11 protein-coding genes and 1 pseudogene are annotated in these 24,514 nt (G+C 61.8%); 1 reads left to right on the top strand and 11 read right to left on the bottom strand.

What is annotated here, in order from left to right; translation table 11 throughout:
• Positions 1 to 89: 89 nt before the first annotated feature.
• From NKI31_RS20210 to NKI31_RS20190, 5 genes and pseudogenes are all read right to left on the bottom strand, one after another.
• Positions 90 to 1,158: pseudogene (locus NKI31_RS20210) on the bottom strand (IS110 family RNA-guided transposase).
• Positions 1,159 to 1,470: 312 nt separating this feature from the next.
• A complete protein-coding gene (locus NKI31_RS20205) occupies positions 1,471 to 2,994 on the bottom strand; it encodes an SAVED domain-containing protein (protein ID WP_023806714.1) in 1,524 nt (507 codons plus the stop codon).
• Between the two features lie 25 nt (positions 2,995 to 3,019).
• A complete protein-coding gene (locus tag NKI31_RS20200; RefSeq protein ID WP_023806713.1) occupies positions 3,020 to 3,958 on the bottom strand; it encodes an AAA family ATPase in 939 nt (312 codons plus the stop codon).
• On the bottom strand, positions 3,955 to 4,470 hold the full coding sequence (locus NKI31_RS20195) for an HORMA-1 domain-containing protein (protein WP_023806712.1): 516 nt from the start codon (positions 4,468 to 4,470) through the stop codon (positions 3,955 to 3,957). The genes NKI31_RS20200 and NKI31_RS20195 overlap by 4 nt, the downstream gene beginning before the upstream one ends.
• 6 nt (positions 4,471 to 4,476) lie before the next feature.
• Positions 4,477 to 5,442 (bottom strand): CBASS oligonucleotide cyclase, encoded by a 966-nt coding sequence (locus NKI31_RS20190; protein ID WP_023806711.1) that lies wholly within the window; start codon positions 5,440 to 5,442, stop codon positions 4,477 to 4,479.
• A gap of 106 nt (positions 5,443 to 5,548) precedes the next feature.
• On the opposite strand from NKI31_RS20190, the gene NKI31_RS20185 reads away from it, so the two are divergent.
• Positions 5,549 to 6,460, top strand: coding sequence for a BrxR family helix-turn-helix transcriptional regulator (locus NKI31_RS20185; protein WP_023806710.1), 912 nt, complete (start codon positions 5,549 to 5,551; stop codon positions 6,458 to 6,460).
• Between the two features lie 515 nt (positions 6,461 to 6,975).
• Here NKI31_RS20185 and NKI31_RS20180 read toward each other — a convergent pair.
• The 6 genes from NKI31_RS20180 to NKI31_RS20155 form a co-directional block, all read right to left on the bottom strand.
• Positions 6,976 to 8,604 carry an AAA family ATPase gene (locus NKI31_RS20180; protein WP_352652405.1) on the bottom strand — a complete coding sequence of 543 codons (1,629 nt, stop codon included), beginning with the start codon at positions 8,602 to 8,604 and terminating at the stop codon, positions 6,976 to 6,978.
• On the bottom strand, positions 8,604 to 17,885 hold the full coding sequence (locus NKI31_RS20175; RefSeq protein ID WP_352652404.1) for an RNaseH domain-containing protein: 9,282 nt from the start codon (positions 17,883 to 17,885) through the stop codon (positions 8,604 to 8,606). The genes NKI31_RS20180 and NKI31_RS20175 overlap by 1 nt, the downstream gene beginning before the upstream one ends.
• A complete protein-coding gene (locus tag NKI31_RS20170) occupies positions 17,878 to 21,270 on the bottom strand; it encodes a hypothetical protein (RefSeq protein WP_352652403.1) in 3,393 nt (1,130 codons plus the stop codon). Before NKI31_RS20170 ends, NKI31_RS20175 begins: the two co-directional genes overlap by 8 nt.
• Positions 21,267 to 22,361 (bottom strand): restriction endonuclease-related protein, encoded by a 1,095-nt coding sequence (locus tag NKI31_RS20165; RefSeq protein ID WP_352652402.1) that lies wholly within the window; start codon positions 22,359 to 22,361, stop codon positions 21,267 to 21,269. Before NKI31_RS20165 ends, NKI31_RS20170 begins: the two co-directional genes overlap by 4 nt.
• A 179-nt stretch (positions 22,362 to 22,540) precedes the next feature.
• On the bottom strand, positions 22,541 to 22,942 hold the full coding sequence (locus NKI31_RS20160; protein WP_352652415.1) for a M13-type metalloendopeptidase: 402 nt from the start codon (positions 22,940 to 22,942) through the stop codon (positions 22,541 to 22,543).
• A gap of 862 nt (positions 22,943 to 23,804) precedes the next feature.
• Positions 23,805 to 23,981 carry a hypothetical protein gene (locus NKI31_RS20155; protein WP_155921535.1) on the bottom strand — a complete coding sequence of 59 codons (177 nt, stop codon included), beginning with the start codon at positions 23,979 to 23,981 and terminating at the stop codon, positions 23,805 to 23,807.
• Positions 23,982 to 24,514: the final 533 nt, after the last annotated feature.

The following is a 24,514-nucleotide window of genomic DNA, read 5'->3' as shown; positions in this document are numbered from 1 at the left end:
CGGTTCTCATCCGCCGGGGCGGATCTCGTTGTGTCAGATGGCGTCTGTTAGCGTGAGGGCGCCATGCGTTTCAACCGCCGTCGCGCCGCTCATCGATGCGCTCCGAGCAGGCGCCGATCCTTGATGTGGGCGCGTTGCGCGGCGTCGGCCTCGCCCGCAGCCGGATCGCCGACATAGAACGTGCCGTCGCTCAGATCGCATGCATGATCACCGCCAGCTTGCGCGCCACCGCGACACAAGCCTTGCGGTGGCAGGAGCGTTTGGCGACCTCCTGGCCCCAAGTCTTGACCTTGTCCCTACCCTTGAAGCGCGTCATCAAACCTGACGCCGCCTCGTAGAGCGCGTGCCGCACGTCCGCGTCACAGGCCTTGGAGATCCATCCCTGAATGTCGATCGTTGAGCTGGACTGCCAGCGCCGCGACGTCAGCCCGAAGTAGGCCGCGACGTCGCGCGAGCGGCGAAAGCGCGACGGATCGTCGATAGCCGTCATGAAGGAAAGTGCCGTCACCGGGCCGCCGCCGAGGATCGCCATGAAGCGTCGACACAGCTCGCTGCGCGCCACCATTTCACAACGAGATCGTGCAGCCGGCATCGCCGCGCGTGCCGACAGCATGGCGTCCATCAGTTTGGCCGACAGCGGATCGTCGGCCACAGCTTGGCGAACCGTCTGCTCGAAAGCGCGCGTCCGACCTTGCCAAGGGGATGCCGAATGCCTTCAGCGAGTGCCCGATGGCGTTCTCCAGGTCGAAAAACTTGGCCTTCAGATTGCGCCGGCTCATCAGCAGAAGCTTCGTCCGGTAGCAGCTCTCTGACTTGATGTAGGCTTGGCGGAACTAGCCGGTGCACATGATGTGGGCGATGCCGAGTCCATCAGCCCTGTCAGTCTTGTTGCGCTGCGCCGACATCGCACCGCGCACGTGCTGCGTCTCCAGGCAGATCGCCGGCAGGCCGAGTTTCTTCAGTTCCGGATGCAGACCGGCGACAGTGATCCTGCCTCGTGGCCAACGCGGCGCAGGCTCGGCAGAAACGGCTTCAGCACCGCAAACAGCGCATCGAGATCCGTGACCGCCGTCGTCACAGTTGCACCACGCCATGATCGTCGACGACGCATAGCGCTCTCTCATCCATCGCCACGTCCAGTCCACAAAAGAGCTCCATCGTTCGCCTCCCGCGTTGCTTCACAGGAGCAGATTTGCCGCCAAGTCGCCGGCGACAGGCGGGAAGGCCGCTAGGCGTTGCGGTCTATTTAGGGTCGGTTTGATATTCACGACTGGGATCATGCCAGAGAATCGGTTGAGGGTGTCTCGTCCTGGCATGACGTCGTCGGCTCTCGAGAGACGCGACCACAATGTCGCGCAGCACAAAGAATAATGGATCAAATCCGCCATAACCGCCGCGCTTCTCCCCGGTGGAGTGCGAGCGCTGCCGCAGGCGCGATGACGATCTTGAGCGGGAGCGGCGCTTCGTCTCCTACGTCACCGTGACCGGCAAGGACAGCGACACTTCGTAGCTACCCCCGCTGTTGCCATCGAAATCAAACTCATAAAGCGTGAGTGGTCCGATAGCGGTCGCGCGCTGGCCCAGGAAGAATGAAAAGGCCCCCGGTACAGCCATGAACAAATGAATCCTTTGCCCCGGCGCAGTGTCACGGAGAGCCTTAATCTTGGCGACCAGAGACTCGGCCAGCTCGAATGCGTGACGGCCGCAGCTGACGGCGCGGGCCCCAGGCGTCGTCGCGATCCGCGCGTCAAGCGTCGCGCGCGCTGCGGGCAGCGACACGGCCGCGTATCTGGACACCGCGGCGGCTACGTCATGAGTGAGACTCACGGTGACGATTATCCCGCCTCCCTCCGGCTTGCCGTCGTGCTCACTGAAGGCCCATCCCGGCCAGGCGTTATCGAGAGGCTGGTCATCAGGAGCCCAGATCGCGCGGCCCGTCGTGCGTTGCTCCAGCTCGATGAGGCGCCCCGATTTGATGTTGAGGACCGAACCTGCCGCGAATGAAAGCGTCAGATGGGCGTCGAGGACAAGCCTGATCCGTTCGCTCTCGCGCGCAGCTTCAAGAAGAAAGGTCTTCAGCGCCGGATACAGCGTCCCCTGCCAGTCCGAGTCCGGCCGTATCTGGCGATCGGCAAAACCCGGCACAAGGTTGAGCACTTTGGAGCAGCGGTCTTCCAGACGGTCGGTTGCATGCTCGAATGACTTGACGCCGTAAACCCGCGGACGCCCCTCGCCGGGCTCGCCGATCAGGCTTTCTTTCTCGCAGTGGCCACGGAAATTCGCGCGCGTGAATTCCAGGCGGCCCTGCGCAGCCCACTGATAGACCACTTCATCATAGATGAAGGCGCTCTCGTTCAGGGGGCTACGTTTCAGCCCCACTGCCCGGAAATGCAAGTCGAGAAGCTCGCGCAGCCCGTCCAGCGATTCCGACGTTTCCGAAAAAGCGAGAGTCCGCGCGAGGATGCGCAGTTCGTCGTCCGTGACACCGAGGTGTTCTCGCCAAAGCTTGCGCACCCGACCCATGCCGCTGTTGTCGGTGGCGGTTCCGAAAAGCATGCCGACACGAAGGGTGTGCGACCGCTCGTTGACGAGCGCGCGCAGCGGGTCGGCGCGATCAATACGCCAGTTGCTAGCGAGCCGGAAGCGCGTGCCCATGCCATCAGGCGCGTGGTCGCGCTGCGCCTTGATGGCGCGCTGCAAATGAGACCGCGCCGTCGCACCGAGAAATGCCGGATCAACCAAGCTGGCATGGCCGTAGCTGTCGGGGCTGACGTGCCATTTGCATTGTACATGTTCCCGGCGTAGCGGGTGCCCTTCCTGATCGAGAAGAGCCGGGTCGTACTCGACCCACATGTCATCAAACCCGTTCGCGCCGCTTTCGAAGCCGACCTTTACGACGGGGCCGTGGGGATCGAGAAGCAGCGCCGCCTTCTGCCAGAAAAGGCGGGCTTGATAGGCCGCTCCATCGCGGGCGACGATAACAGCTTGGGTCAAGACTGGTCCTCCGTAAAAGCTGCGGTCACGTCGTCTTGCCGTCGCGGAAGCGCGGCGTGGCCTTCATGGCCTGCATGATCTCAAGGGCTCGCTCGAACCGGACAGGCCGGTCGGGATAGGCATCGAGTATGAGTGTGGGCAGCAGGCGCTGCGTCAGGTCGGAGAATGTGTAACCAACGGTGTCTTTTTCGCCGCCGGTCAGCTTCACGATCTGATCGATCTGCGCCTTGTTGAAACCCAGCTCTGTCAACGGGTCTTCGATGACGGCGCGGCGCTGCTTGTCGCCGGGCCTGTCGAAATCGAAAATCTCCGCAGCGCGCCGCTGCACGGCCGGGTCAATGGCCGACAAACGGTTGGTGCAAAGAACGACGGCCACCGGCAACTGCTTCTCGGCAAGCCGGTCCACGCCGCGGATAAACGCGTTAACGCCCGCCCGGTCCTCGTGGTGCATCTGGGCGCTTTCACGGCTCTGCGTAACGGCATCGGCCTCATCGACCAGAAAGATGATCCCGCCCGATGCCTTCCCGGACGAACGCTTGAGTTTTTCCGCCGCAAGGAGCGTGGCATCGAAAGCCGCCGACAGCAGCTTCGTCATTTCGCCCACTTTGCCGCTGCCCCTCGTTGCAAGGGACAAGGGGTAGAGCGTGACGCCGATCTTCTCCTGTCGTGCGACCGCGTCGCCGACGGTTTCAGAGAGCGCTGTTTTTCCCGTTCCCACGTCGCCGGCCAGAATGACAAGTGGCGGGCGCCGCTCCAGATAGTCGAGCGCGACGGACGCGCCCTTATGGTGCTTTTCGGCCCACTCGCGCGGCCCGGCAGGATTGACGAGAACGCCGAGAACCTTGGCGAGGCGCGTCTTCGCTTCATCTATGCCGACAAGCCGGGCAAGCCGCCGCGCGGCCCCCATGTCGGGGAAATCGAGACGGCGGTCGAAAAGGTCGTCAATTGAAATGGCGTCGCTCATATCTTCCTCACTGTGCTGCGGCCGAGGCCACGACCGCCGGCAATGTAGTTGAGATCGTCGGTCCAATAACCCGATTCGAGCGGCGGCTCAGTGCCCGACGACCGCTGAAAGGGGCAGGCGTTCTCGATCGCCTGACGTTCGGCGGCGGTCTTGTTCGACCAGTTGCTGTTGTGGACGAGGAAGGACGTGAAGGTGCCGCCGGCGACGTCAAGACGCGGTCTGATCTTGCCCGGATCATCGTCGGAGACAAGGATGCCGCCAGCCAGTGCGCGATAGCGCACGGCGGCCTCGGTCCACTTGCCGTCACGCTTGAAGCCGTATGTCACGGACTCGACGACGTCGTGCCGGAGATACTCGACGATCTCCTTCTCGTAGTTGTCGATCAAGGCCGTCGACGGCACGCCGTTATACAGCGACTGGAACCGCAGCAGGTCGGTGGCAACCTTCGATGCGATCCGCCGGGCATGGGCGATCGTGAAGGCTTCGGTATCGGTGATGGAATAGGAGCTCATACTGCCTCACACATTGAACGTCGGGCCAAAAATCTTCTGCCAGTAGCGCACGGTCTCGCCCTTGGTGATCGCGCGCAGCGCCGAGTCGATCGCGTCACCCGCATCAAGAGCGGCTTCGACGATCTTCTCCTTGTTCTGCTGAGTGTAGAGGGCGCTGACGTTGTTCTTGTTGTTGACAGGGTCCCAGATTCGGACGGGCGCGCCCGTCGCCGCGCAAATTGCCGGGTTGTAGTAATCGGAGAAGGCGATGGCCGTTTCGAAGTCGCCGTTGGCTATGAAGGCGAAGACCTTCCCCAGCGCCGACGGATAGTCGTTCAACGCAAGGCCGCGGTCGGCGAGATAGGCGACGATCAGCTCGATCATGAAGGACTTGAACCGGAAATTTTCGTCCTGCTGCTTGATAAGCTGGCTCCAAAACTTCACGAACCGCACGACCTGCGCGAAATGCTTGTCGTTGGCGGATTTGCGTTTGCGGATGAATTCGAGGTGCATCGGCACGCTCGTCATCAGCTTTTCGCCCGTGTCCTGCGAAACAAGGTCGCCGCGCCACTGCGGATCGCCCGCATAGAGAATGGGGACGATGTCAACTTCGTTGCCGGTGGTGATGAAATGGACCCCGACGGAATAGGTCTTGCGCTTGATCTGCTCGGGTCTGAAGTTCGGGAACGCCGTTTCAAGCTTCTTTGCCAGCCAGTCGATCAGGTCTGAGATTTTGTCCGGGGCCGAGTCGGAAGAAACGTAGCAGCCCACGTCGATATCGCTGATCGACTTCAGCGCCGTGCCCTTGGCGAGGCTTCCGGACAGCATCATCTTGCGCAGTGCAAAGTCAGGGTGGTCTGCCAGATAAGTCTCCAGGCGGTCCCGCAACCGGTTCGCCTGAGCGCGCAAATCCGCCGCATCATCGCGCTTAAGGTTCACCCGTTCGTCGGCAAAACGAACCAGGTCCGCGTGACTTACGTGGTCGCGGCTCATGCTACGCACTCCTCTTAATTGACGATTCTTTATGCTTGGGTTAAGTTACTATACGGATCGTGTTTGGCTGTCAATATAGTTTCTATCCCCATCGGCGAGGCTTGCAATGAATAATGAAGTGACCGGCATCCGGTGGGGCGTCGAACAAAGGCTGGAATTCATAGAATTCCGCCTGTTCTGGGAGGGCGGCGTCCGCCGGAAGGACATCATCGATATGTTCGGCGTGTCGGTGCCGCAGGCGTCCAAGGACTTGACGCTCTATCAAGAACGGGCGCCGGGAAATGTGGACTACGACAAGAGCGCCAAGCGCTATGTCGCGTCGCTCAATTTCAAGCCGAAGTTTTTGCAACCCGATTCGGATGCTTATCTGTCGCGCCTGCGCTCGCTTGCGGAGGGATTGGCGAAGCCAGCGGAATCATGGATCGGCTACCGCCCAGATACGGACATAGCCCTCACTCCGCACCGGGAGGTCGAGCCCATTGGGTTGCGCGCTGTGCTCGATGCCATGCGCGGGGGAAAATCGATAGAGGTACTTTACCAATCCATGAGCGACATCCGGACCGATCCGGTATGGCGGCGGATGTCTCCCCATGCCTTCGGTTATGACGGGTTTCGTTGGCACGCGCGTGCCTACTGCCATATCGATGAAAAATTCAAAGACTTCCTGCTGCCGCGCATTCTTGACGTGCGGTCCCCCGGACCAAGCGGAGCGAGTGGGCAAGACGACGTTCTGTGGCAAGAGCACGTTACAGTGGAGATCACGCCGCATCCGCAGCTGACCGAAAGCCAGAAGGCTGTGGTCGCGAAAGACTACGGCATGCAAGGTGGCAAAGCCGGCCTGTCGGTTCGCTTAGCGATGTTGTTTTACGTCTTAAAAAGACTTGGCTTGCTTCGTGATCCGGAGAATGAGAAGCCACGCGCCCAGCATATTGTTTTGCTCAACAAGGATTATGTGATGGCGGCCCAAAAGCGTGCGGAGTTTTACGATGTCGGTATCACCAGCGCTCCTCTCTCATAGTCAGGGCGGCCCTCGACCTCGGCCCGGATCACGCTCGGATCACTTGTTTCTCAGAGGCTCCCAACTCGGCCCTCCGCCACGAGGCCCGAAGGACCGAGCTACCAAAAAAGCAATTTTAGATCCCACACGTCCTGTGCCGGTGTTCCTGTACGCGGAAGCACCTCACGTTTCGCGATAGTCCCCATCTGACCTGCGAATAGCGCAAAGGTTCCAGGGTACGCCTGCCCGTTCGATCATAACCTGGAATGCTCCACTGGGTCTGCCGTTGATCGACCCTACTCTCGAGCGACATGGCCGTCGAAAGTGCGTCAATCGAGCTGCAAGTCTTGACCAGGAAGGCGGCGGACGACCTCGGCAAATACCAGCTCTGGGCGTCGCTGGCCCTCGAGCCACTCAGCAAGGCGTTCTTGGCTGGCAAGCAACCCAGCCTGGCTATCGATCCAACCCATTGGCAGTCGAGCTCTTCGCCACTGCTGGCATCCGCGTCTGGACGGATTTAGCGCGTCTGGACAGAATTAGGTTCGTCGATCGAGAACGGTCACATTCGGCAGGCCATCACCCGCCAGGATGTCACCAAGTTCTCCGAGCAGGAGGTTGGTGTGGCCCTCGATGAGGCCTTTCTTTTCCAGACGCCAACCGCCATCGCGCAGCTTCTCCGCAATCGGGCGATCGATGAGCACGTAGTCGACGGCGATGTCGGCCGGGACCAAGGTGGCGTTGAGTAGACGGTCGTTGCGTCTGAGGTTGGTGGCGTCGATCACCACGCTGTTCCCTGCGGCGAGTGCAAGTCTTGCACGTTGCCGCACCGTGTTGAACACGGACTCCTGGCCTCCGGTCATATTGTGGCTGCCATAGAGCTCTTCGCGGATCGCATCGGCGGATATCACCAGCTCGGTCGAGTAGTTGGCCGCGGCATAGGAGCTCTTGCCCGCCCCGGACGGACCGACCAGCAGGACGAGGCGTTGACCGCAGCGCGGCCAATCCCAACCGACGCCGCCGGCGAAGCCCTCGGTATCCCCAAGCATCATCTGCCAGCTCCTGGATGCCCTGACGATGAGCGAAGCGTCGCCGGGCTCCATATGTGCCATCGATGTCCTCAGCGTCTTGAGGTCTCGGAGAAGGTTCGCTTCGAGCGGCGGGATCTCATCCTTCAGATGATAGAAGACGTCATTGATCTCAAGCTCGAGGGGATGGTGGTACGTTCGCTCCGTGTTGTTCTGGAAGGTCTTGGTGACGGGCAGGATCGAGGTGAGCTTGCCGAAGTACCTTTCCACGAACGCCTGGCGGATCTGTTCAATCGCGGGGAAGATGGTCGCGACGTGTGCCCGCCATACCCGTCGTGCCAAGAGCTCCCTGGAGCCCAGGAGCGCCAGAGTGTGCATGTGCGGGGCTCCGTCCATCAGGTCGACGAGCCCGTTCGACCAAGAGGGCGTTCCAAGCTTGAGTTCCAGTGCGCTGAGGAGCTGACGCGGGTCGATCTGGTCCCCTATAGGGTGTTCAGTGAGTTGAAGCGCAATCCCAGGGTCCCAGCATGCGACTTCCGCGACAGTCGCTACGGCTGCCCGCTCCGCGAGACGACCGGACCGTCCGAGCCGCGACTCGACGAAGAGGTGCATATCCGCTCGGGAGACAACGTCTCGCCATTTCACCTCGGATGAACCAAAAACCGCTTCGACCTCATCGAGAGGGAGAGCCAGCGGTGTAAGCACCCCCAGGCTGGGGGCCGAGATCCTTCCGGACCGGGTTCGCTCATTGCGGAAGGTGCGGAAGAAGAGGCTCCACTGGTTCCACTGCTCGACACCCAGCTCGTCGATGAGGAACACGGCGTTAGCAAGGGCGGCCGACTCGATGAAGTCATTGGTGGATCGGATGCTTCCGGGTGGCGCCCCAGCAGCTGCGGCCAAGGCGTGAGCAGGCGATCGGGCGCCGCTCGCGTTCCGGGCGTCTACCAGGATTGCACGAAGCCCTCGCCCCTGCTCCAAAGCGGATACGAGGGCTAGGATCAGGCCGGTTGGCCGTCGTGTTGGGAAGGAGAGCCCGATCAAGCCGCCGTCGTCGGAAGCCAGCCGGTCGACGGCACGTCCTAGAAACGCTGATGGTCCTGGTAGATCCCACCAGTCCACGCTGCCCCAGTCGATGGTCACTACGAACCTCCGGCCCCGAGCAACGATCTGGCGAGCGCGTTCAAACGGTACGGCCGGCTGTCCTCGTCGCGAGCCGACCCTGCTCCCTGTGCCTCGAGCAGACCCATCATCACTCCGAAATCGACGACCTGCTGCCCCGCGAGGTTGGCACCAAGCTCCGCAACCGGTCCCTCACCTATCTCATAGGCGGTGATATCGCCCTCCGTGTATACCGCTACGGCCTTGAATATGTCGTACATCGCCCCTGCCAGGCCCAGTTCGCCCGGCAACGCTGGATCGCGGCGACGTCGAACTGCCGTATTCTCGAGCCTCGTCGCTAGGGATTTGGCGTTCACAGTTCCTCCCGTGGTGAACAATTGCTGCATCAGCCGGTTGAATCCGCCGGTTGCGGCCTGCAACGAAGCCCTGAAGTGCATCGGATCGAGATGCTCCTGATGCAGGAAATGGTCCGCTAGAGTTGTGGACCAGGTCTGCAAGGGCACGATCTTCACCTCCTTGGACAGTGCTTTGCTGCTCGGGTCGCGGACCCAATCCAGGGCGTGTTCCGGTTGCCCCACGAAGATCAATCGAACCTTCCCCTCGCGGACCGATCTGGCGCGGAGTGCCCCCTCGACCCACGCGGCGTTCCATGGACTGGCGTCATGAACGACGAGAAGCGCAGCGGGCTCTCCGGGCAACGGCCCCTTGAGGTCCTTGAGCATGGCATCCATCGACTGGAACGACCGGGCCGTGACGTGCCCGGTACCGCGCTTGTCCTCCCGGGAGCTCGAGGCGGAGGAGAGGGCGCCTGTGACCATCCCGATGTCGGAGAGCGCATTGCCGAAGATCAGTGTGGCAGGAGCCCTGTCCCGCAGCATGTCGTGCTCCTGACCCAAGGTGAGCGGACTGATCCCGCCCTCCTGTATGCGCATGGCCGCATTTGCTTTAAGCTTTCGGCGCATCGACCGCGGGTCGAAGACCGGTGGGGCATTGCGATCCATGAATTCGCCGAGCTTGGCCGCGATCTTGTCGTCGTTGCCAAGGAGCCGGAGGATCGTCGGCGAACGAAGCGCCCAGCGATCGGGCTGCACGCGACGCAGCACTCCCAATCCCTCCATCTCGTCAAGCAGATCCTCTGCCACCGAGAGGCGATTGGCCTCCCCGAAGGCCGCTGGCCACCAGGACGCGGCGGCGTCGCGGACCTCCACTGCGGTCATGCCTTCACCCACTCGGCCGTCCGCGGCATCGCGCAGGGCTCGCTCGGCGACGATGTTCGCGATGAGGGAGTACCGGTCCTCGATCTTGCTGATCGTGAAATCGAAGGTCTCGCCGATCTCCTTCGCTATCGTCTCGTTTTCCAGCGCCAGGCGAACGTGGTCCGACGTGATCCCGGTTATGGGCCGTCGCTTCTTCAACGTTTCCTTGACCAGTTCCCGAACCAGGCCCTCGCAGAATTTCTGCACCAGGACCGGGTAGTAGTTGCAGTAGCTGAGGATGCGCCAGACGTCCTCACGGTTCTCGAACTCATAACCCATGCCCGCGAGTGGGCGCTTGACCAATGCCTCGGCATCCCCGAGCTCGTCGTCCATGAGCGGCCCGATACGCTGGGGATCGGATGCGATATGCTTGAGGGGCGGGTTCTCGGTGTGCACGAGCCGCGTCACGTTGTGCAGACCCGCGAGCACGAACTTGAACCGTCGGTTCGTATCGTCCATTAGCCTTTGCAGACGAATGAACTGGACAAAATCCTTGGTTGCATCGGCCTGGATAAACCTATCGGACTCGTCCAGGAGCACCAGCACCCGCCGCTTGCTGTCCCCCGCCAGCCAGCGCCGTATCGTCTCGCTGAACCGATCGCTCTGCTCGACCGGTTTCGAGAAGATCGGCTTCAGCTCGCGGGACATCGATTCCCATATCTGCTCTTCGCCAGCATTGGTCCCGATGTCGTTGATGTTCACGTACGCCACCGCTGTGCCGGCTCCGGGGTCATCCTCCTGGGATTGCAGATGACGTAGGAGCGCGGTCTTGCCCAGGCGTCGCCCGCCGTAGACGATGCAACTGCCATGGGGCTCAAGAAGCTTTCTGCGCTCCTCGGCGCGCCCGAAGAACATCTCTCTCGGCACGGCCTGATTGCCATAGTCGCGGTAAGGATCCGCGAAGGAGAAGGGCTGAGCCAATTCGAACAAGGTCAGTCCGCGCGATTCGGGCTCGGAGAGCGTGAAATAGACGATGGACTCGTCGATCGCGAGCAACCGCCTTGATTTCTCGAGACTGGACAGGTGCTGCTGCCGCCGGCGCTCGGACGGAACCACATCGATCACGACGAAGACTAGCCGGAGGGCTCCTGCATCGGCCTCGATGCCGGCAACCTCGCTATCGGTGGGCATCTTGGGGCCGATGCAGAAGCGATACTCTCCCCCCGTAAGACTGCCGAAGTCTGGAAGAAGTACCGAGGCGCTGTCCGGCAACAGGTCCACGTGCATGTCCATGGTGTAGAACTTGCGATTGCCGCGCGGATTCGGTGACCGCAGCACGACATTCAGTCCAAAGCCTTCGAGCAACCGCACGAGGCGGCCTGCGACGTCTGCTTCTTGTCGCAACGAGGCGACCGCTCGCTTGAGCTCGTTCCACTCCTCCAGCACGTTCACCACATCAGCGCGACGATCCGCAGCGATCCGTCCGAAGTTCAGACCGGCGAACTCGCCGCCCCCTTCGATCACTGAAAGTATGCGATCCTGCTCGGTGCGAGACATCTCCGCCAACGCATCGGGCACCTTCGGGAAGTACGCTCTGTATCGAGGGTTGGGCGAGGTGGTCTCAGGCAGCCCGCGACCGTTCTCGAGGAACTCTACGTATTCGGTCGCCGTCAAGAGATCGTCGCGTTGCACCAATCCACGCACCGTATCCAGATCACCAGCAGCGGCCGTCCTCCTGGACTCCAACACCCCCAGTCTAGCCAGCAGCTGTTCGCGGGGACGGGTGAGAAGGACGTCGACCTTGCTCCTGACGTCCGCGACTAACCCGTACGCCGCCCTGAAGTCGAGTATCTGCTCGTCCTCCTCCGTTGCTTCCGTTCGTGCCTCCAAGGGCACGATCTCGGGCAATGCCCTGGGTTCGATTCGATCCAGCAGGGAGAGAAGCGACTGCGCTTCGTCGATGGAACCGACACCTCCCATTCGTTGGACGCGGTCGACCATCAACCTTGCGTCACGAAGATCCGCCTCGAGCGAATCCCTCTTCGTCTCCTCATCTGCAAGGCGAAGTTCGGACAGGCCTTCGGGATCGAAGTCGGCAACCCCGAACGATACCGCCATTTCGATCATCATCGACGCTGCGATGTGCGATCCGACAGCCAGTCGCTTCCGGATCGCGGTATCGAAGGCAGCCCCATCGGCGGCGCCATGGATTTGGTCCGAGCCCGCTCCGACGAGCGCGCTCGTGACCGTTTCTGGCGCGTACGGCGCCGGATACCAACCGCGGCCGAAGTTGAGCGCCGATACCCATAGGAGCTGCCCATGCAGAGCAACCAGATGATCGACTGGGCTAGGGGTAGATTCCCCGCCGTTCAGCGTTTTTTTGAAGCTGTCGAAGGCTTCTCGTGCGAACTTGACGGCGGATGCCTCCAGCGCGGTGGCCGCTGGAAACTGCGCGAGCGCGCCATCCAGGGTATCGACCGCGTCGGTGATGCCGGACCTCGCCTTCTGAATATTGGCCCTCATGCCTTTCATCACTGGCGCAGCGTCGGCGGAATCGACGTATTCCGCGCAGAGTTGCGCCAGCGACTGGATGAGACCGACGAGCTTCTCTCTTGCGATGCCATCGATGCCTGTGAGCTTGTATGTTGCGACCCGCTTCTCCGTCTCCTCGAGGAGGTGGATGACAGAGCTACGGTCGTTGTACTGGGCAGCGAACTTTCGGGCGGCGTCCAACGCCGACTGCCCGCCTCGTTCGACCCGCTCCCCAAGGTTGCCTAAGGCGCCATCACGGTTGGTAAGGGCACCACGAAGCTTGTTCCCCAACTGGAACTTGTAGCGCTTGGCCCCGAATTCCTCCAAGGCATGCTTGATCTTGTCAGCAAGGATGCGCGTGTACTCGTCGTCCTGTGCATCCTCGCGCGCCAGCCGAAGCAGGGAAGGAGTGAGCGAGATCCCGGATCTGAGCGGAGCTGCCAAGGCCTCCCTCAGCCCATGGACTGCTTTCCCAAGGCCCGGCCCCACCTGACGCAGGGATTCAAGGGCGGCCTTGGCGTCGGACTCGCCATGGAAGATCGCGAATGGTGCGAGCGAAGCCAGTCCCATGATCCGCCTTGCCGTGGTCGTTGATTGCTCGTCATCGAGGCTCTCGAACACCAGCGCGGCCTCGGTCATCAGGTCGTGGACCACGGAGCTGCCCTGGTGGGCAGCGTGGTTGAAGCGGCCCGCGAAGGCAGCAAGCTTCAATTCCGGCAGGGAAACGGCGAAATCCTGGTGCAGGCCAGCTCGACGCGCCGCCTCGGACAAGTGGAATGCAAGCCCGAACCTCTGTGTGACGACGAATTCCTCGAATCGCTCTTCGAGCTTCGCCACCATCGGATCCGGACCGGACGCCAATGCATCTTCGATCTCGTCCGGCTCGGTTGCGAACCGATCGAGGACGAGATCGGCATCCTGGACGGGCGGGAATTCATCCAGCTCATAGGAGGAATCCCAATCGCGCTTCGAAGAGATTTCGCCGACATCGTCCAGCGGTGTCGAGAAGGTCTCGTCGGCTTCCGTCGCGTCCGCTGAGAGAGAAGGCGGCTCGTCCAACGCGGGCGGTTCGGCTGCATCACCCGAAGCCTCGAACTGCCTGTCCCCGGGGGGCGGCGGGACCGGCGCCAATCGCTGCAGCACCTCGATCGCGGAGGCGATCACGCTGCGACCTGCTTCGATCGCTTGTATCCTCAGAGCGGAGGCTTCGTCCAGTCGAGTCATCAACATCTGCCGGAGGATGCGTTGCGCCTTGTCGATCTTCTCCCGCGCAAGGCTCCCAATTTCCTCCGCCGACGCAAGCGTCTCTTCGATCGAGGCCGCTGCTTCGAGATCGATCGTCGCGCTGAAGGATCCGGTCGGAACGCTACCGAAATCCTCGTTCTCGACCCCGGCATCGACTAGAACTGCCTTGGCGTGTTCGAGTATCGCTTGGGACCGTTCCAACAAGGCTTGAGCGGACACAGCCTTCTTTTTGGACGCATCGTATCGAACAAGCGCCTGCCGCGCGGCTTCGAGCTGCTCCTCGATCTTGGCTAGGACGCCTTCGTCAGGCCCCGCGTCGAGGTCCGCAAATCGTAGGATGCTGCCCATGGCGCTGCGCCAAGCGGCTTCACCGTCGATCGACGTCGTCTCATCGGGTGCGTCGGACGCCATGTCAATTTCCGTTCCCATGTCCAGGGCAGGTGCTGAATGGCCAACTGCATTGGTGCCAATCATGGGGACACGCTCCGTTTGGGTTTGACGGGCCGTGTTGATGGATGGCCCTTCGGGTTCGGCGAACTCGGCTTGAGTGGGTTGCACCTCACCCACGCCAGTCGGCTTGGGTGGGAAGCGCCGAATGTCGCCAGACCATTCGTAGTCGGAACGAAAAAGGTGCTCGGCGGCGTCGGTCGCGAACTCGCGAACGTCCCCGAGCCGCCCATCGTTCTTGATCGTGCCGATGATCGCTGCGTCGAACGGGTGCTCATAGGCGCCAAGCACGACTTGAGCCTTGGCGAGTCGGACCGCGTTGCCCTTCAACAGGATATCGAGGAAATTCCAGAAGGTGTCGGGTCTGGAGAGGGACGCATCGGACCGGACCGTGGATTTCGCCGCCGTGATCGCTTGGCGCCAGAGAGGGTTGAAGGGGCTCCACTGCTTAGCCTTGTTCGAAGCCATGCTTCGTTTGGCGATCTGACAGATCGCGGCGGCGAATCGTGGATACCTCAGTCCATTTAACAGGATCGGCACGAAGTCGTTCTGGTCGGGCCGGAGGTCCGGCCAGCCATCGAAGCCGGTCAATGTCGCCAGTTCCAATCGAGACTGATGAATGGCCCTGAGCTGTGCATTCGGAATCTGCACAAACTCGGAGAGCCATTCCTCGGTCACGAAGTCCGGGAGACGGATGACTCCCGCAAGTTCCGACCAAGTAGGCGCTTCTTCATCGCCGTCGTCGTTTCGCCGCTCCCTATCCACCTTCGGCGCTTGATGAAACATGTGCACAGCGGTCTCAGACCCATCGCTGTGCTTGAAGATGGGCGCGCCGGCGTCCCTAGGCCATAGCGGAGCATTGAGGACCGTCACCCCCGGTTTACTAGCAAGTATGCCGTCCCAGGCCTGCTTGTCGGATGCCCCACCGCCAGCACCGGCATCATCCGGCGCGCCGTCGTCGGCATACGTGCCGTCGTCGACCGCTGGTCCTTGCCCGACTTCGGCGGCCTCGTCGTCCTCCTCCGGAGTCAGATCAAGGGCGAAGCGCGTCATGTAATCTCGCGCCTTGGACTCGAACGATAGTGGGGCGGGCAAGGACGTGGCGGACGCGGTATGCCCATAGCCGTACCTGAGGCTGGCGACGAGGTGGGCAATGCGATCCGGATCGTCCCCCTCCCGTGTGCTGGCGACGGTGATCTCGATCGGGTTCGGGAGCCGGTAGCTCACGTCAAAGATCGGTATCTCGACCGGCGCAAAGAGCTTCTCCATGGGTTGAGGAGCGTCCTTGAACGCCTTGGCCACGTGAACCAGTGAGACCAGACGCCGATAGACGCTCAGTCCTCTTGGCAGCGACATCTGGAAATATCCCGCTGTCGCCCAGTAATGAGCGCCAGTGCGCGACGACGAGAGCTTGACCGTCCTCGCGACTATGGTGGGGCAGTACCGGCGGAGCATCTCACCGGTCTCGGCTCCCGTGTCGGTGGTAACTGCGACATAGTCAGCGGTCTTGCGCTCCGCGATCCGAGCCGCATTGCCCAAGCGCACGCGAACCAATCTGGCGCCGGGCCATCGACGAGAGGCGTCCAGGCGTTCCGAACCAAGAGTGATCTCGCCGGAGATTTGACCGTCCCTAAGCCAGGGCCACAGGGAGGCTGCCCCAGTGCTGTCGATCATGACGAGGGGACGGTCGCCAACTTCAACGCAATCGTCCAAGATCTCGCGCACGAACGCCTGGAAACTGGCGCGTTCGGTCGCAAGGCCGCTCCCCAATGACGCCTTGATCGAAGGGCTTGCGATCCGCTTCAAGGCTTTGAACAGCGGCTCCCATCTCGCGGACCACTTCATCTCGCCGTCGTACCAGCCCACCCGTGCCGTGGTCCGACCGTTCTGGCAATCGACCCGGGTCGCGATGCAGAGCTTGCCGCCCTTGCCTGCCAGTCGGGTGCGCGCCTGAGTGAGGACGGATATCCCGATCAACGATGTTGGCTCGTCCGTGCTGTCCCGGAACGCATCGGCGACCACGTTCGCGACATCGGAGACCAGTCCTGCATGACCGAATATCAGATCGTACGTCGCCGCTTGTATCCGGTGGAGGTAGTTCGCGAATCCTCTATGACCCGACGCCCTAGGTCGCAGATATTGCACGTTCGCGTTGGCCTCCGCGGCGAGTGCGTACCGACCGGCCGGCTTGTTGACTGGATCGTCTGGTCGTCCATCATACCAGTCGGTCGCCTGCACCAGCGCGTGACAGCCGCCATCGATCTGGTTAAGCAGCTCGGCAAGAGGTCGCCATGCGGCGACACGAGCCTCGAAGCGTTGACCATTCTTCGCTTCGGACAGCGGAAGGGTCGCGCGTGATCCGTGCACATCGCTGGGCAGCGGACGAGTGCTCACCTCGATACTTGTCCCGAATAGGGTTCGCAGGACAGATTCGAGCAGGCGGCGCTCGTTCTCGCTACGAGCAATCGCCACCACCGATGGCTTCCTCTCACCGAAAGCTCTGGACACCCGTTGGGCGTTGGCGGTTCTGACCTCCAGCAGCTTCTCGCGGGCCTTGGACGCGGCCGTGGCGCTTATGATCGGACCATTCTCGCCAAGATCCAGGGAGTCCCACGCGGCTCGGATGGATGCATCGTCCGCAAGATCGTTTCGCCCTACTGCAACGGCGATGTCGGACAGCAGCGCCTCGGTCTCCAATGCCTTGTGGAGTTCTTCGGCCCGCTTCGGCACCTGCTTGGTCGTGGTTGTTTCCTCGAACGGTATCGCGACGAATCCGAGGCCGTCCATAATCTGCCGCACGACATCGAAGAGATCGGTCTGATCTCTCGTGGAAACGCCCGCGCCGATGGGATGGGAACCGAAACGCGGCGAGTAAGGGATGCCGAAGAAGTGGGAAGAACTGGCACCCCTCTCCACCTGCTCGGCCATGCTGCTGCCGATGTCGGCGCCCATGCCGAGCAGGTGCCCGAGGAATTCAGGCGAGATCGGGTCTTGAACCTGCTGCGATCGCACCGGCGCTGGTACTTCCAAGCACACTTTCGCACCGTTCTGGGCCATGAGCGTAAGGCTCACGTTGCTCTGACCGATGAGGACTCGACCGGTTGGAATCTCCTGCATCCAGCGCCGACGGGACGCGCGCACTGTGGCGATCGGCTTTTCGGAGAACGGAACGGTCTCGACCGTGATCGTGGCCACCATCGAATAGAGTGCTTCGTCGTGCCGCCTCGGCCAGGTGACGAAGTCGATCTGATTGGACGAACTGCGACCCCGAACAATCCGCCGAACCGGCCCCATGCCCTCGAAGAGTACTTTGCCTTCGAGTCCACGCGCGAAGGTGTGGATGATGGCATCCCGCGCCTCCACGAAACTGTCGGACGTCAAAGCTCCTCCAAGAACGACCGAGCGGCGTTGCCCGGAAAAGGCGTTCGAGGCCAAGACATCGATCGCGTCCACGAGCTGCTCGGGCGCACCGACTCTTGTAGCCCATGGGCGCAATGCCGACCCTACCCAGAGTGTGAGCGCCCTTCCCAGTCTTTCCTTGAGATCGCCGCTGCTCGGCACATCCATCAATGCTCTCGGCTGGTCTGACCAAGGCGCACCGAGGTCGCGCTCCAGGACCAATGCTTCTGGCACCTGCGACGCGATCGACGCCCGCAGGGAAGCGTATGGCAACGCGTGCCCCCCTTCCTTCTCGGAAGCATCACCCGCCTGACCGAGCTCCCTCATCAATGCCGCAGCGCGCGTTGTCCACGTGACGCGTTCAGCCTCCACGGGATCGCCGGCCTCGCCGTCGAACTGCAGCGCAGAGACGACGGTTTCCCTTCCTCCAGACCGACTGCCTTTCACGCCGCGGTACAGGATGTCTGGCAGTCGGTCACTCATCTAGTGGTCCATCCGAGAATGCTACGCCCGCGCAGCGACACAGCGGATCGTAGAAGGGCGAGTAGAGAGCCCCATAGATTTCGGCATCGACGGCGTCATCGTCGTGAATACGATTGCGCAGGATGTCCCGCATCGCCACCAACATGCTGCTCCGGAAGTTGTCCTGAGCACCTGCCGCGGAGCGAGGTGCCCATGCAGCGTCCACGAAGATCGCCCGTGCGGCTGCTCCATTGCGCATCGCTCTGCCGATGGTCTGGAGCACGTCGACCATTATGTCCGCCGTGAAGGGTATCGCGAGCTCGCCTAGTCGGCTGGCCTGCAGTGGGAACCGCAACAGGCGTCGTGTGACTGATGAAAGCTCGCGACGCGCGTGGCGCCAAGCGGTCGCCAAGTCCTCGTATCCTTCCTCGTCGCGGAAATGCCGCATGTCGAATGCCAATGACTGCTGACCGGCAATGCCCGCGACGAGGTCCAGGCTCTCCGATGCCGGATGCGGACGAATTAGGAACACTAGGGTCCCGAGCAATGCATCGCGGACCCTAGGCCCCGATTCGAAGACGATGTTCACCCCTCTTGCCAGCGCCTTCATCGGGAAGAGGAGGACGTCCCAATTGTCCCGAGCGCTCAGGCGCTCGACCTGTGCGGCACTGATCCAATCCCCATCGTTCTGATCGGGCGGCCTGTTCGCCACGCCGATCACGCGCCCCGCCAGGTCTGGCCTTATCCTCTTGATATGGGCCTTGACCTTCATCACCTGCTCATAGCTGTTCACCACCATGCCGACCTTGCGGCCAGGATCGAAGTCGGTCACCATTTGCATCGCCAATGGGTGTTCGCCGAGGAAGTAGTGCTCGACCATCTTCTTGAGCACTCTGTCTTGCTCGGTGGTCGACGAGCCGCTGAACCGCAGCATCCGGCTTGGGTTCGATGTGTCTGGTATCGGCGCGAACACGTACTTAGACTGCCGCGACCCCACGTCCCGCCCGGTGCGACGCAGGACGATGTCAGGCCCGACGGGGATATGGAAAGTTGGACTCTCCGCCAAGTACGATGTTGCACTCGCAAGCAGGACATTGGGGCCCCTTACACGGCCTTGATGCCTCAACAACCTGCCAAGACGATACAGCAGCACCCTGGGAGCGCCGCGGAACGACACGTATTGTAAGCGAACCTTGGACCGGAGGCCTTCGTCCTCATAGCGGAACCGGACTCCGGAGAGCCGACCGATCAGCGCCTCCGGAACCAGCCGCCCGAGGTCCTCCGAAATACCTTGCTGGAACAGCGGCTCCTTGTGAACGCCCTCGGCCACCATGGCCTGCTGAGCAGGGATTAGCGCAAGAAACTGCATGACGACGGTGGTCACGCCGACGAGAAAACGGAAGAGCTCGACGACCTCGTCACGCCCCAGATGAGCGCCAGGTTCGACGAGTTTGAAGAATTCGCTGCGCACCTGCTCCAAGTACTGATCGCGCTGCGCAGCCAGCGGCTCCGAGATCCAGTCGCGCGTCAGCCCCGCTATGGCCGTTGCGGTCGCCGACACCTCGCCCTTGCTCCTGCCGAGGTCGATGGCGATGCGCTCGGGATCGAAGCCGTATCCGTCGACGTCCTGGTCCTCGTCCGTGCGGCGCATTAGGGCCGCGCGGATGCAGCCGTCCCAGAACGCCCGGATGGCGTTGAAGCGCCTTTCTTCGCTCTCGCGTTGGAGGCCCGACAGGATGGAGATGTCCTCTGGGCTGAAGATGGCCGTGAGGATGTTGTTGCCGGTGACGAAGGTATCCTCGAACCGCGATAGCGGCGTCTCCACTCCGCTTCGGAGCCTCAGGTTCTGAAGGTGCCCGACCAGGCTGTGATTCAAGCTGCGGAAGTCGGACGCTGCTCGACCGTACTGCTGGATGCTGCCTGCCGCTACATCGGTTCGCCCGGTCGACAGCGGAACGAAGAGATCTCGATTGAGCGCGTGCTCGTAACTGGACTCGCTGCCGGTCAGATCGAGCGACGCCACGGCCTTGCGGTCGAGGACGGCTTGCGCTCCGTCCGCCTCATCAACCATGACCAGATCGGAATTCATGGCCACCGCTTCGAAATGTCGAATCCGATCATCGCTGAAGTGCGGGCTGATCCGGGTGTCCATCGACAGTACATGGCCCAACCAGATGTTGTGATCGGTAAGTTCCCTCGGCGCTCTTAGGCGGCCGCAGTGCGCCGACAGTGGACAGAGATGGGCCGTTTCAGTTGGTCGCAGCGAGCCATCCGCCTTGGTCGAGCGCTGAAGCACGGACGTGCACGGGGGCGACAGGTGAGGAAACTCGCGTTCTGGTTGAGCATCCTGTTCGAAGCCGCCCAAGGCGCAGTTCAGTGCCAACAATTCCGCGCCCTCCGCCGTTGCGCCGAACCCTTTGGTCTCGGTTGCGCCAATGCGATCGGCAAGTTTTCGAGCGTGGTCTATGCGGGTCTGCGGCGATTGGCCCATCAGCAAACCGACATCAGCGCCGTAGTTGCGCAGGTCGCCAAGCAGGTTCAACGATGTCTCAATAGATGGCAGCAGGACGACGACGCGGTAGTCCCGTGCGCTCAGCCACATGAGCAACAGCACGATCAACGTGGTTTTGCCAGTGCCAGGGAGACCGATCAGGTGCCGCAGCCCGTCTAGCCGAATGGTGTCCTTCGCGACCAGGCGACCAGTGGCCCTATCGGGTGAGAGCATCTCCACCTTCAGAGCGCCATTCGCCTCGCGCATCCGGGCCGCCCAGTTGCCGGGCGGTCGCCCCGGCCGCCGCCGATCCATCTCGTCGAGTTCCTCGGCGACGAGGATCAGTTCAGATACCGGTACTTCGATGGCACCACGCGGCTCCCTGGTGAAATCGAAACGCGGCGGAGCATCTGGAAGGAAGCTTTCGAGATCAACGGAGATCCTCTCGCTCGATCCTGAGGGACCCACCTCGACTATCATAGATCGAGTCGGATCGGCCGAAGCGAGCGACCATGATCTAAACGCCAAAGGGTTCTTGAGCGCCGCCATCATCGCGACCAGTTCTGGGTCGTCGTCCGGGACTCGCCTGCGAAATGGGAACCGAGGATCTGATGCATCGATCCTGTACGGCGGCTCCCTGTAATCCGGCAGGTGGCGGTGGTCCTCCTCCCAGCTAAGCGCCGAGTAGACCAGCTGACGCAGCTGGATCTCCGATGCAGCCACGACGCCGAGCAGACGAAGGGTCGTGGCCGCTTCCGCGAAGCCCTTAAGCGTTGCGCTGTCCAGCACCGAGCCGAAGCCCGACATCAATGCTGGGGCATCGCGAAGATGCTTCGCCCCAAGGATGGTGTCCATGGCCGCGCACAACCATTGCGCCCCCAGGGCTCCCACAAAGTCCTTCGGCTGCGCCCTCATGCCGAGAATTCCGCGATGACGGAGGCAACCGTCATGAACTCCAAGTCTTCTGCACCTACGTATGATGCTCGGAGATCGTCGATGTAGCGGGGGTTCAGCCGCACCTTGTAGTCTGGGACGACGATGATCTTCCGACCAAAGATAGTGAGACGCCCAACGCCTCTTGACAATCGAGCGCCGAGGACGAGCGGGCTCGCATAGTTTTTCACGTCTAGACCAACCTCCAGCCCGTCGAGCCCGACATCCGCAGCATCGGACATGGGGTAGAGGGAAACGGATCGGCCTTGGCCAGCAAGGTGGTCATGCAACGCCACCTCGTCGAGCCCGGGTCCCACCCAGAAGGCCAGAACGGCACCCTTGGCGAGCCGAAACAACGAAGGGTCAGCGATGCCGTAGCCCACGATCGTTTCCCCACGGATGGCGCACCGACGCACTCTGCATCGTCCATTGGGGAACGCGGGATCGCTGGTCGGCCAGAGCAGAGACCCGCAACGTCCGCACAGCCGGGCGGAGCCATTTGCCATCGCAGTCTGAGGAATTGGCCGGTAAAGGGAAGCGATCGCGCGCGCGCCATGCAGGTGACCGTTCGTGATAAACCTGTGCAGGGCGTCCAGACTGCAAACCGGCTGCCGCACCACGAATTCCCTGATGGAGGTGTAAGCCCGATTCCGCTGAGCAGCCGGGTAGCTCTGGACCGCGACCCTCAACTGCTCATGATGGATGTCCTCGATGGCATCGATCTCGCTTCCGCCCAGCCGCGCCAGTTCCCTGCAGTCGGCGGTCGGAACGCCCGAGGCGTCGTCCACCAACTCCACGTCGCTGTACTTGAAGTCTCCGGCGAAGCTGGGGATGCCCCAAAACCCCATCGCCCGCGACGCGGCCCCCATCACCAGGTGGATGCTCGACCCCAAGTCATCGACTCCTTCGGTTAGGCAATGCCGCGACAGACGGGCCAGCGCCCTTCGAGCGATCGGTGGCATCGAAGCCCCTTGGTGAACGATCTCGCCTTCCTGGGCGATGCGGTCGTAGATCTCGCAGAGCCCACGCGCCAACAAGACCGCCGTGACTACAGGTTCGGAGTCCTCGATCAACGCGACGACCCCAAGGTCGATCCGAATAGGCACTCTGCAAGCAGCAACACTTCTCCTCCTTCTGTCAGGCTACCGCGTCATTATTCGCCTGATCCACAAGTCTTTCGAACTTTGACCGGATACTCACAGGAAACAAGGGGCTGTTCTTGATGGTCAATGCAGTTTTCGGTCTACCCCAACTACAAGCCCGGAGCACACACATCCAGGGACAGGAACAACGTGTGGGTTGATACTGCTCGCGGGGCAAGATGGCAGGGCGGACGTGGGCCGCCCTGCGTTAAGGATGTCCCGCGCTCCGCTACCAGCCTTTCACGCGGTCCTCCTCCGGAGGAATAGATCATCGGTGGCTGGACGTCGAATGTTTCGTACCATGCATCGAAGTTACGCACGATCCACGTCCGCTGCACCGCGGGCGCAAGCGGATCCGTCAGCAGGGCATGCTGAAGGACCGGGGCGCAATAGTTCCCGCTCCAGTTTTGGGCAAAACCCAAGAAGAACCGCTGGTTTCCCGACAGGTCGTCCAACACATGCGCGTCCTGTCCTGAAAGCGCAACGCCCGGGACTGGAACGCACCTCGACATCGCATCAATGTAGTTCAGGGCGCATTCTAGCATCGGCCTGTCGAAGTGTGGCCCGATCATCATCGGCCTGATGACGACTTCCGGGTATGACCCCGGGCAAGCGGCCGCCGCTGCGGGGGAGCGGCCGGTAATTAACGCGCTTGCGAAGCCAAGGCTGAATGAAATTCCGGCCGGTTCGAGAATCGCCACTGCTTGATCGCCTGATGCTTGGCGAGAGGCAAAAGATGTCCCATGTTTGATCTCCACGAGACGCAGAATGTTTGCTGAGGGTAGACCTTAGGACCATGCAAGCGCCTGACTATTGGCCAAAGGTGCCAGGCCAATGTCGGCTTTTGTAAGCGCGCTATTCTAGCTACTTGCGCATGTCCGCTTTTGGGAGTGGGTCGCCGGGCGCTGAACGACCAAGATTGGGCGCAAAGCTGCCTTGGTCAAGTGAGGCTCTCAGCAGAGCAGCCTCCAGTGATCCACAACACAGCCCAACTAATTTTAAGCCAACTGTGCACCGTGCGGCATTCATCGCCGCCGCAGCGCGATACCGCCCTGTTGCCGACCTTCACAAGCAGACCTTCCTTGGCCTCGATGTCGGTTCCCCCCTCGCCGCCAACAACATCGCGCATTGGCCGGCATCAATCATCTCCTGTGCGGCGCGGCACAGCCGACAGGTCTTGCCTTGTCCGGAACCGAAAGTGGGGCTTCGATCGACGCCGGCACGCCCCGCACATCCAATGGTCCGATCATATCTCGCCACCTGCAGGGCGTCTCGATTTGAGGGCGAAGAATCCACGGTATGCGCCGCGCCAAGGTCAGCCGCGCAGGATGAGATCGACCGCTTGAAGCAGGGCGTTTGCGGAAAGCGACACGCCTACCCCGTGCCTAAGCCGAGGAGCTGCGCCACAAACGCCTTGCGCTTGGCGGAGATCTCCTCGCGCTCATCGACGAGTTCGGCCAGCATAGTATCGATCTCATCGGTGATTGCTGCCTCCGACCAGCCCGCCACTATGAGGGTCGCCAGAAAACGCCACACTTCAGGAGCGTCCAAGGTCTCGACGATGTGGCTGAACAGACCTTCCGGTGATATTCTTTCCGTCCGCCAGCGAAAGCGCAGCTCTAAGGTATCGAGATCCGCTGGACCTTTGCCATTTCGATGCGCGTTGCCGATTGACTCGACGAACTTTGCGAACGCATCCGTCCCATCGAGATTGTGATGAACCGGAATTCGGTTGGCTGTGCACCATTGCCCGCGGCCTGAAACAGATCTGGCAGCACCTCTTCAACGATCGTGCGCGAAGTCCAAGGCGCCATTCCCCGGCGGATCTTGATTTAGTCGACCCTGCGGACCACAGGTTGGAGCGTCTGGGCATCGCCGCCTCTCGCGCGCTCGACGACGATGCGGACGCTGGCACCGTCGCGGTTGGCTACCACTTATTCGATCATTGCGGTGAGGCCGGCCTTCAACGTTGCAAGCAACTGGTAGAGGACACCGGAAAAGTTCCATTGCCCGCCCGTCAATGCTCCGCCATCGCGCTGGTTCGCCATGCAAACGTCATATCGCGACGCCCTCGAACCCAATCC

This window comes from Mesorhizobium sp. M0659 (assembly GCF_040320605.1).
Taxonomy (GTDB): domain Bacteria; phylum Pseudomonadota; class Alphaproteobacteria; order Rhizobiales; family Rhizobiaceae; genus Mesorhizobium.
The sequence above is the reverse complement of the archived record's forward strand: the minus strand, read 5'-3'. Positions and strand labels throughout refer to the sequence as shown.

Bases quoted from the DNA above. Each gene is read 5' to 3' on its own strand.
- NKI31_RS20170 (WP_352652403.1), bottom strand. From the start codon at position 21,270: ATGAGGGCGCAGCCGAAGGACTTTGTGGGAGCCCTGGGGGCGCAATGG.
- NKI31_RS20200 (WP_023806713.1), bottom strand. From the start codon at position 3,958: ATGAGCGACGCCATTTCAATTGACGACCTTTTCGACCGCCGTCTCGAT.
- NKI31_RS20160 (WP_352652415.1), bottom strand. From the start codon at position 22,942: ATGTCGAGGTGCGTTCCAGTCCCGGGCGTTGCGCTTTCAGGACAGGAC.
- NKI31_RS20190 (WP_023806711.1), bottom strand. From the start codon at position 5,442: ATGAGCCGCGACCACGTAAGTCACGCGGACCTGGTTCGTTTTGCCGAC.
- NKI31_RS20185 (WP_023806710.1), top strand. From the start codon at position 5,549: ATGAATAATGAAGTGACCGGCATCCGGTGGGGCGTCGAACAAAGGCTG.
- NKI31_RS20195 (WP_023806712.1), bottom strand. From the start codon at position 4,470: ATGAGCTCCTATTCCATCACCGATACCGAAGCCTTCACGATCGCCCAT.
- NKI31_RS20175 (WP_352652404.1), bottom strand. From the start codon at position 17,885: ATGAGTGACCGACTGCCAGACATCCTGTACCGCGGCGTGAAAGGCAGT.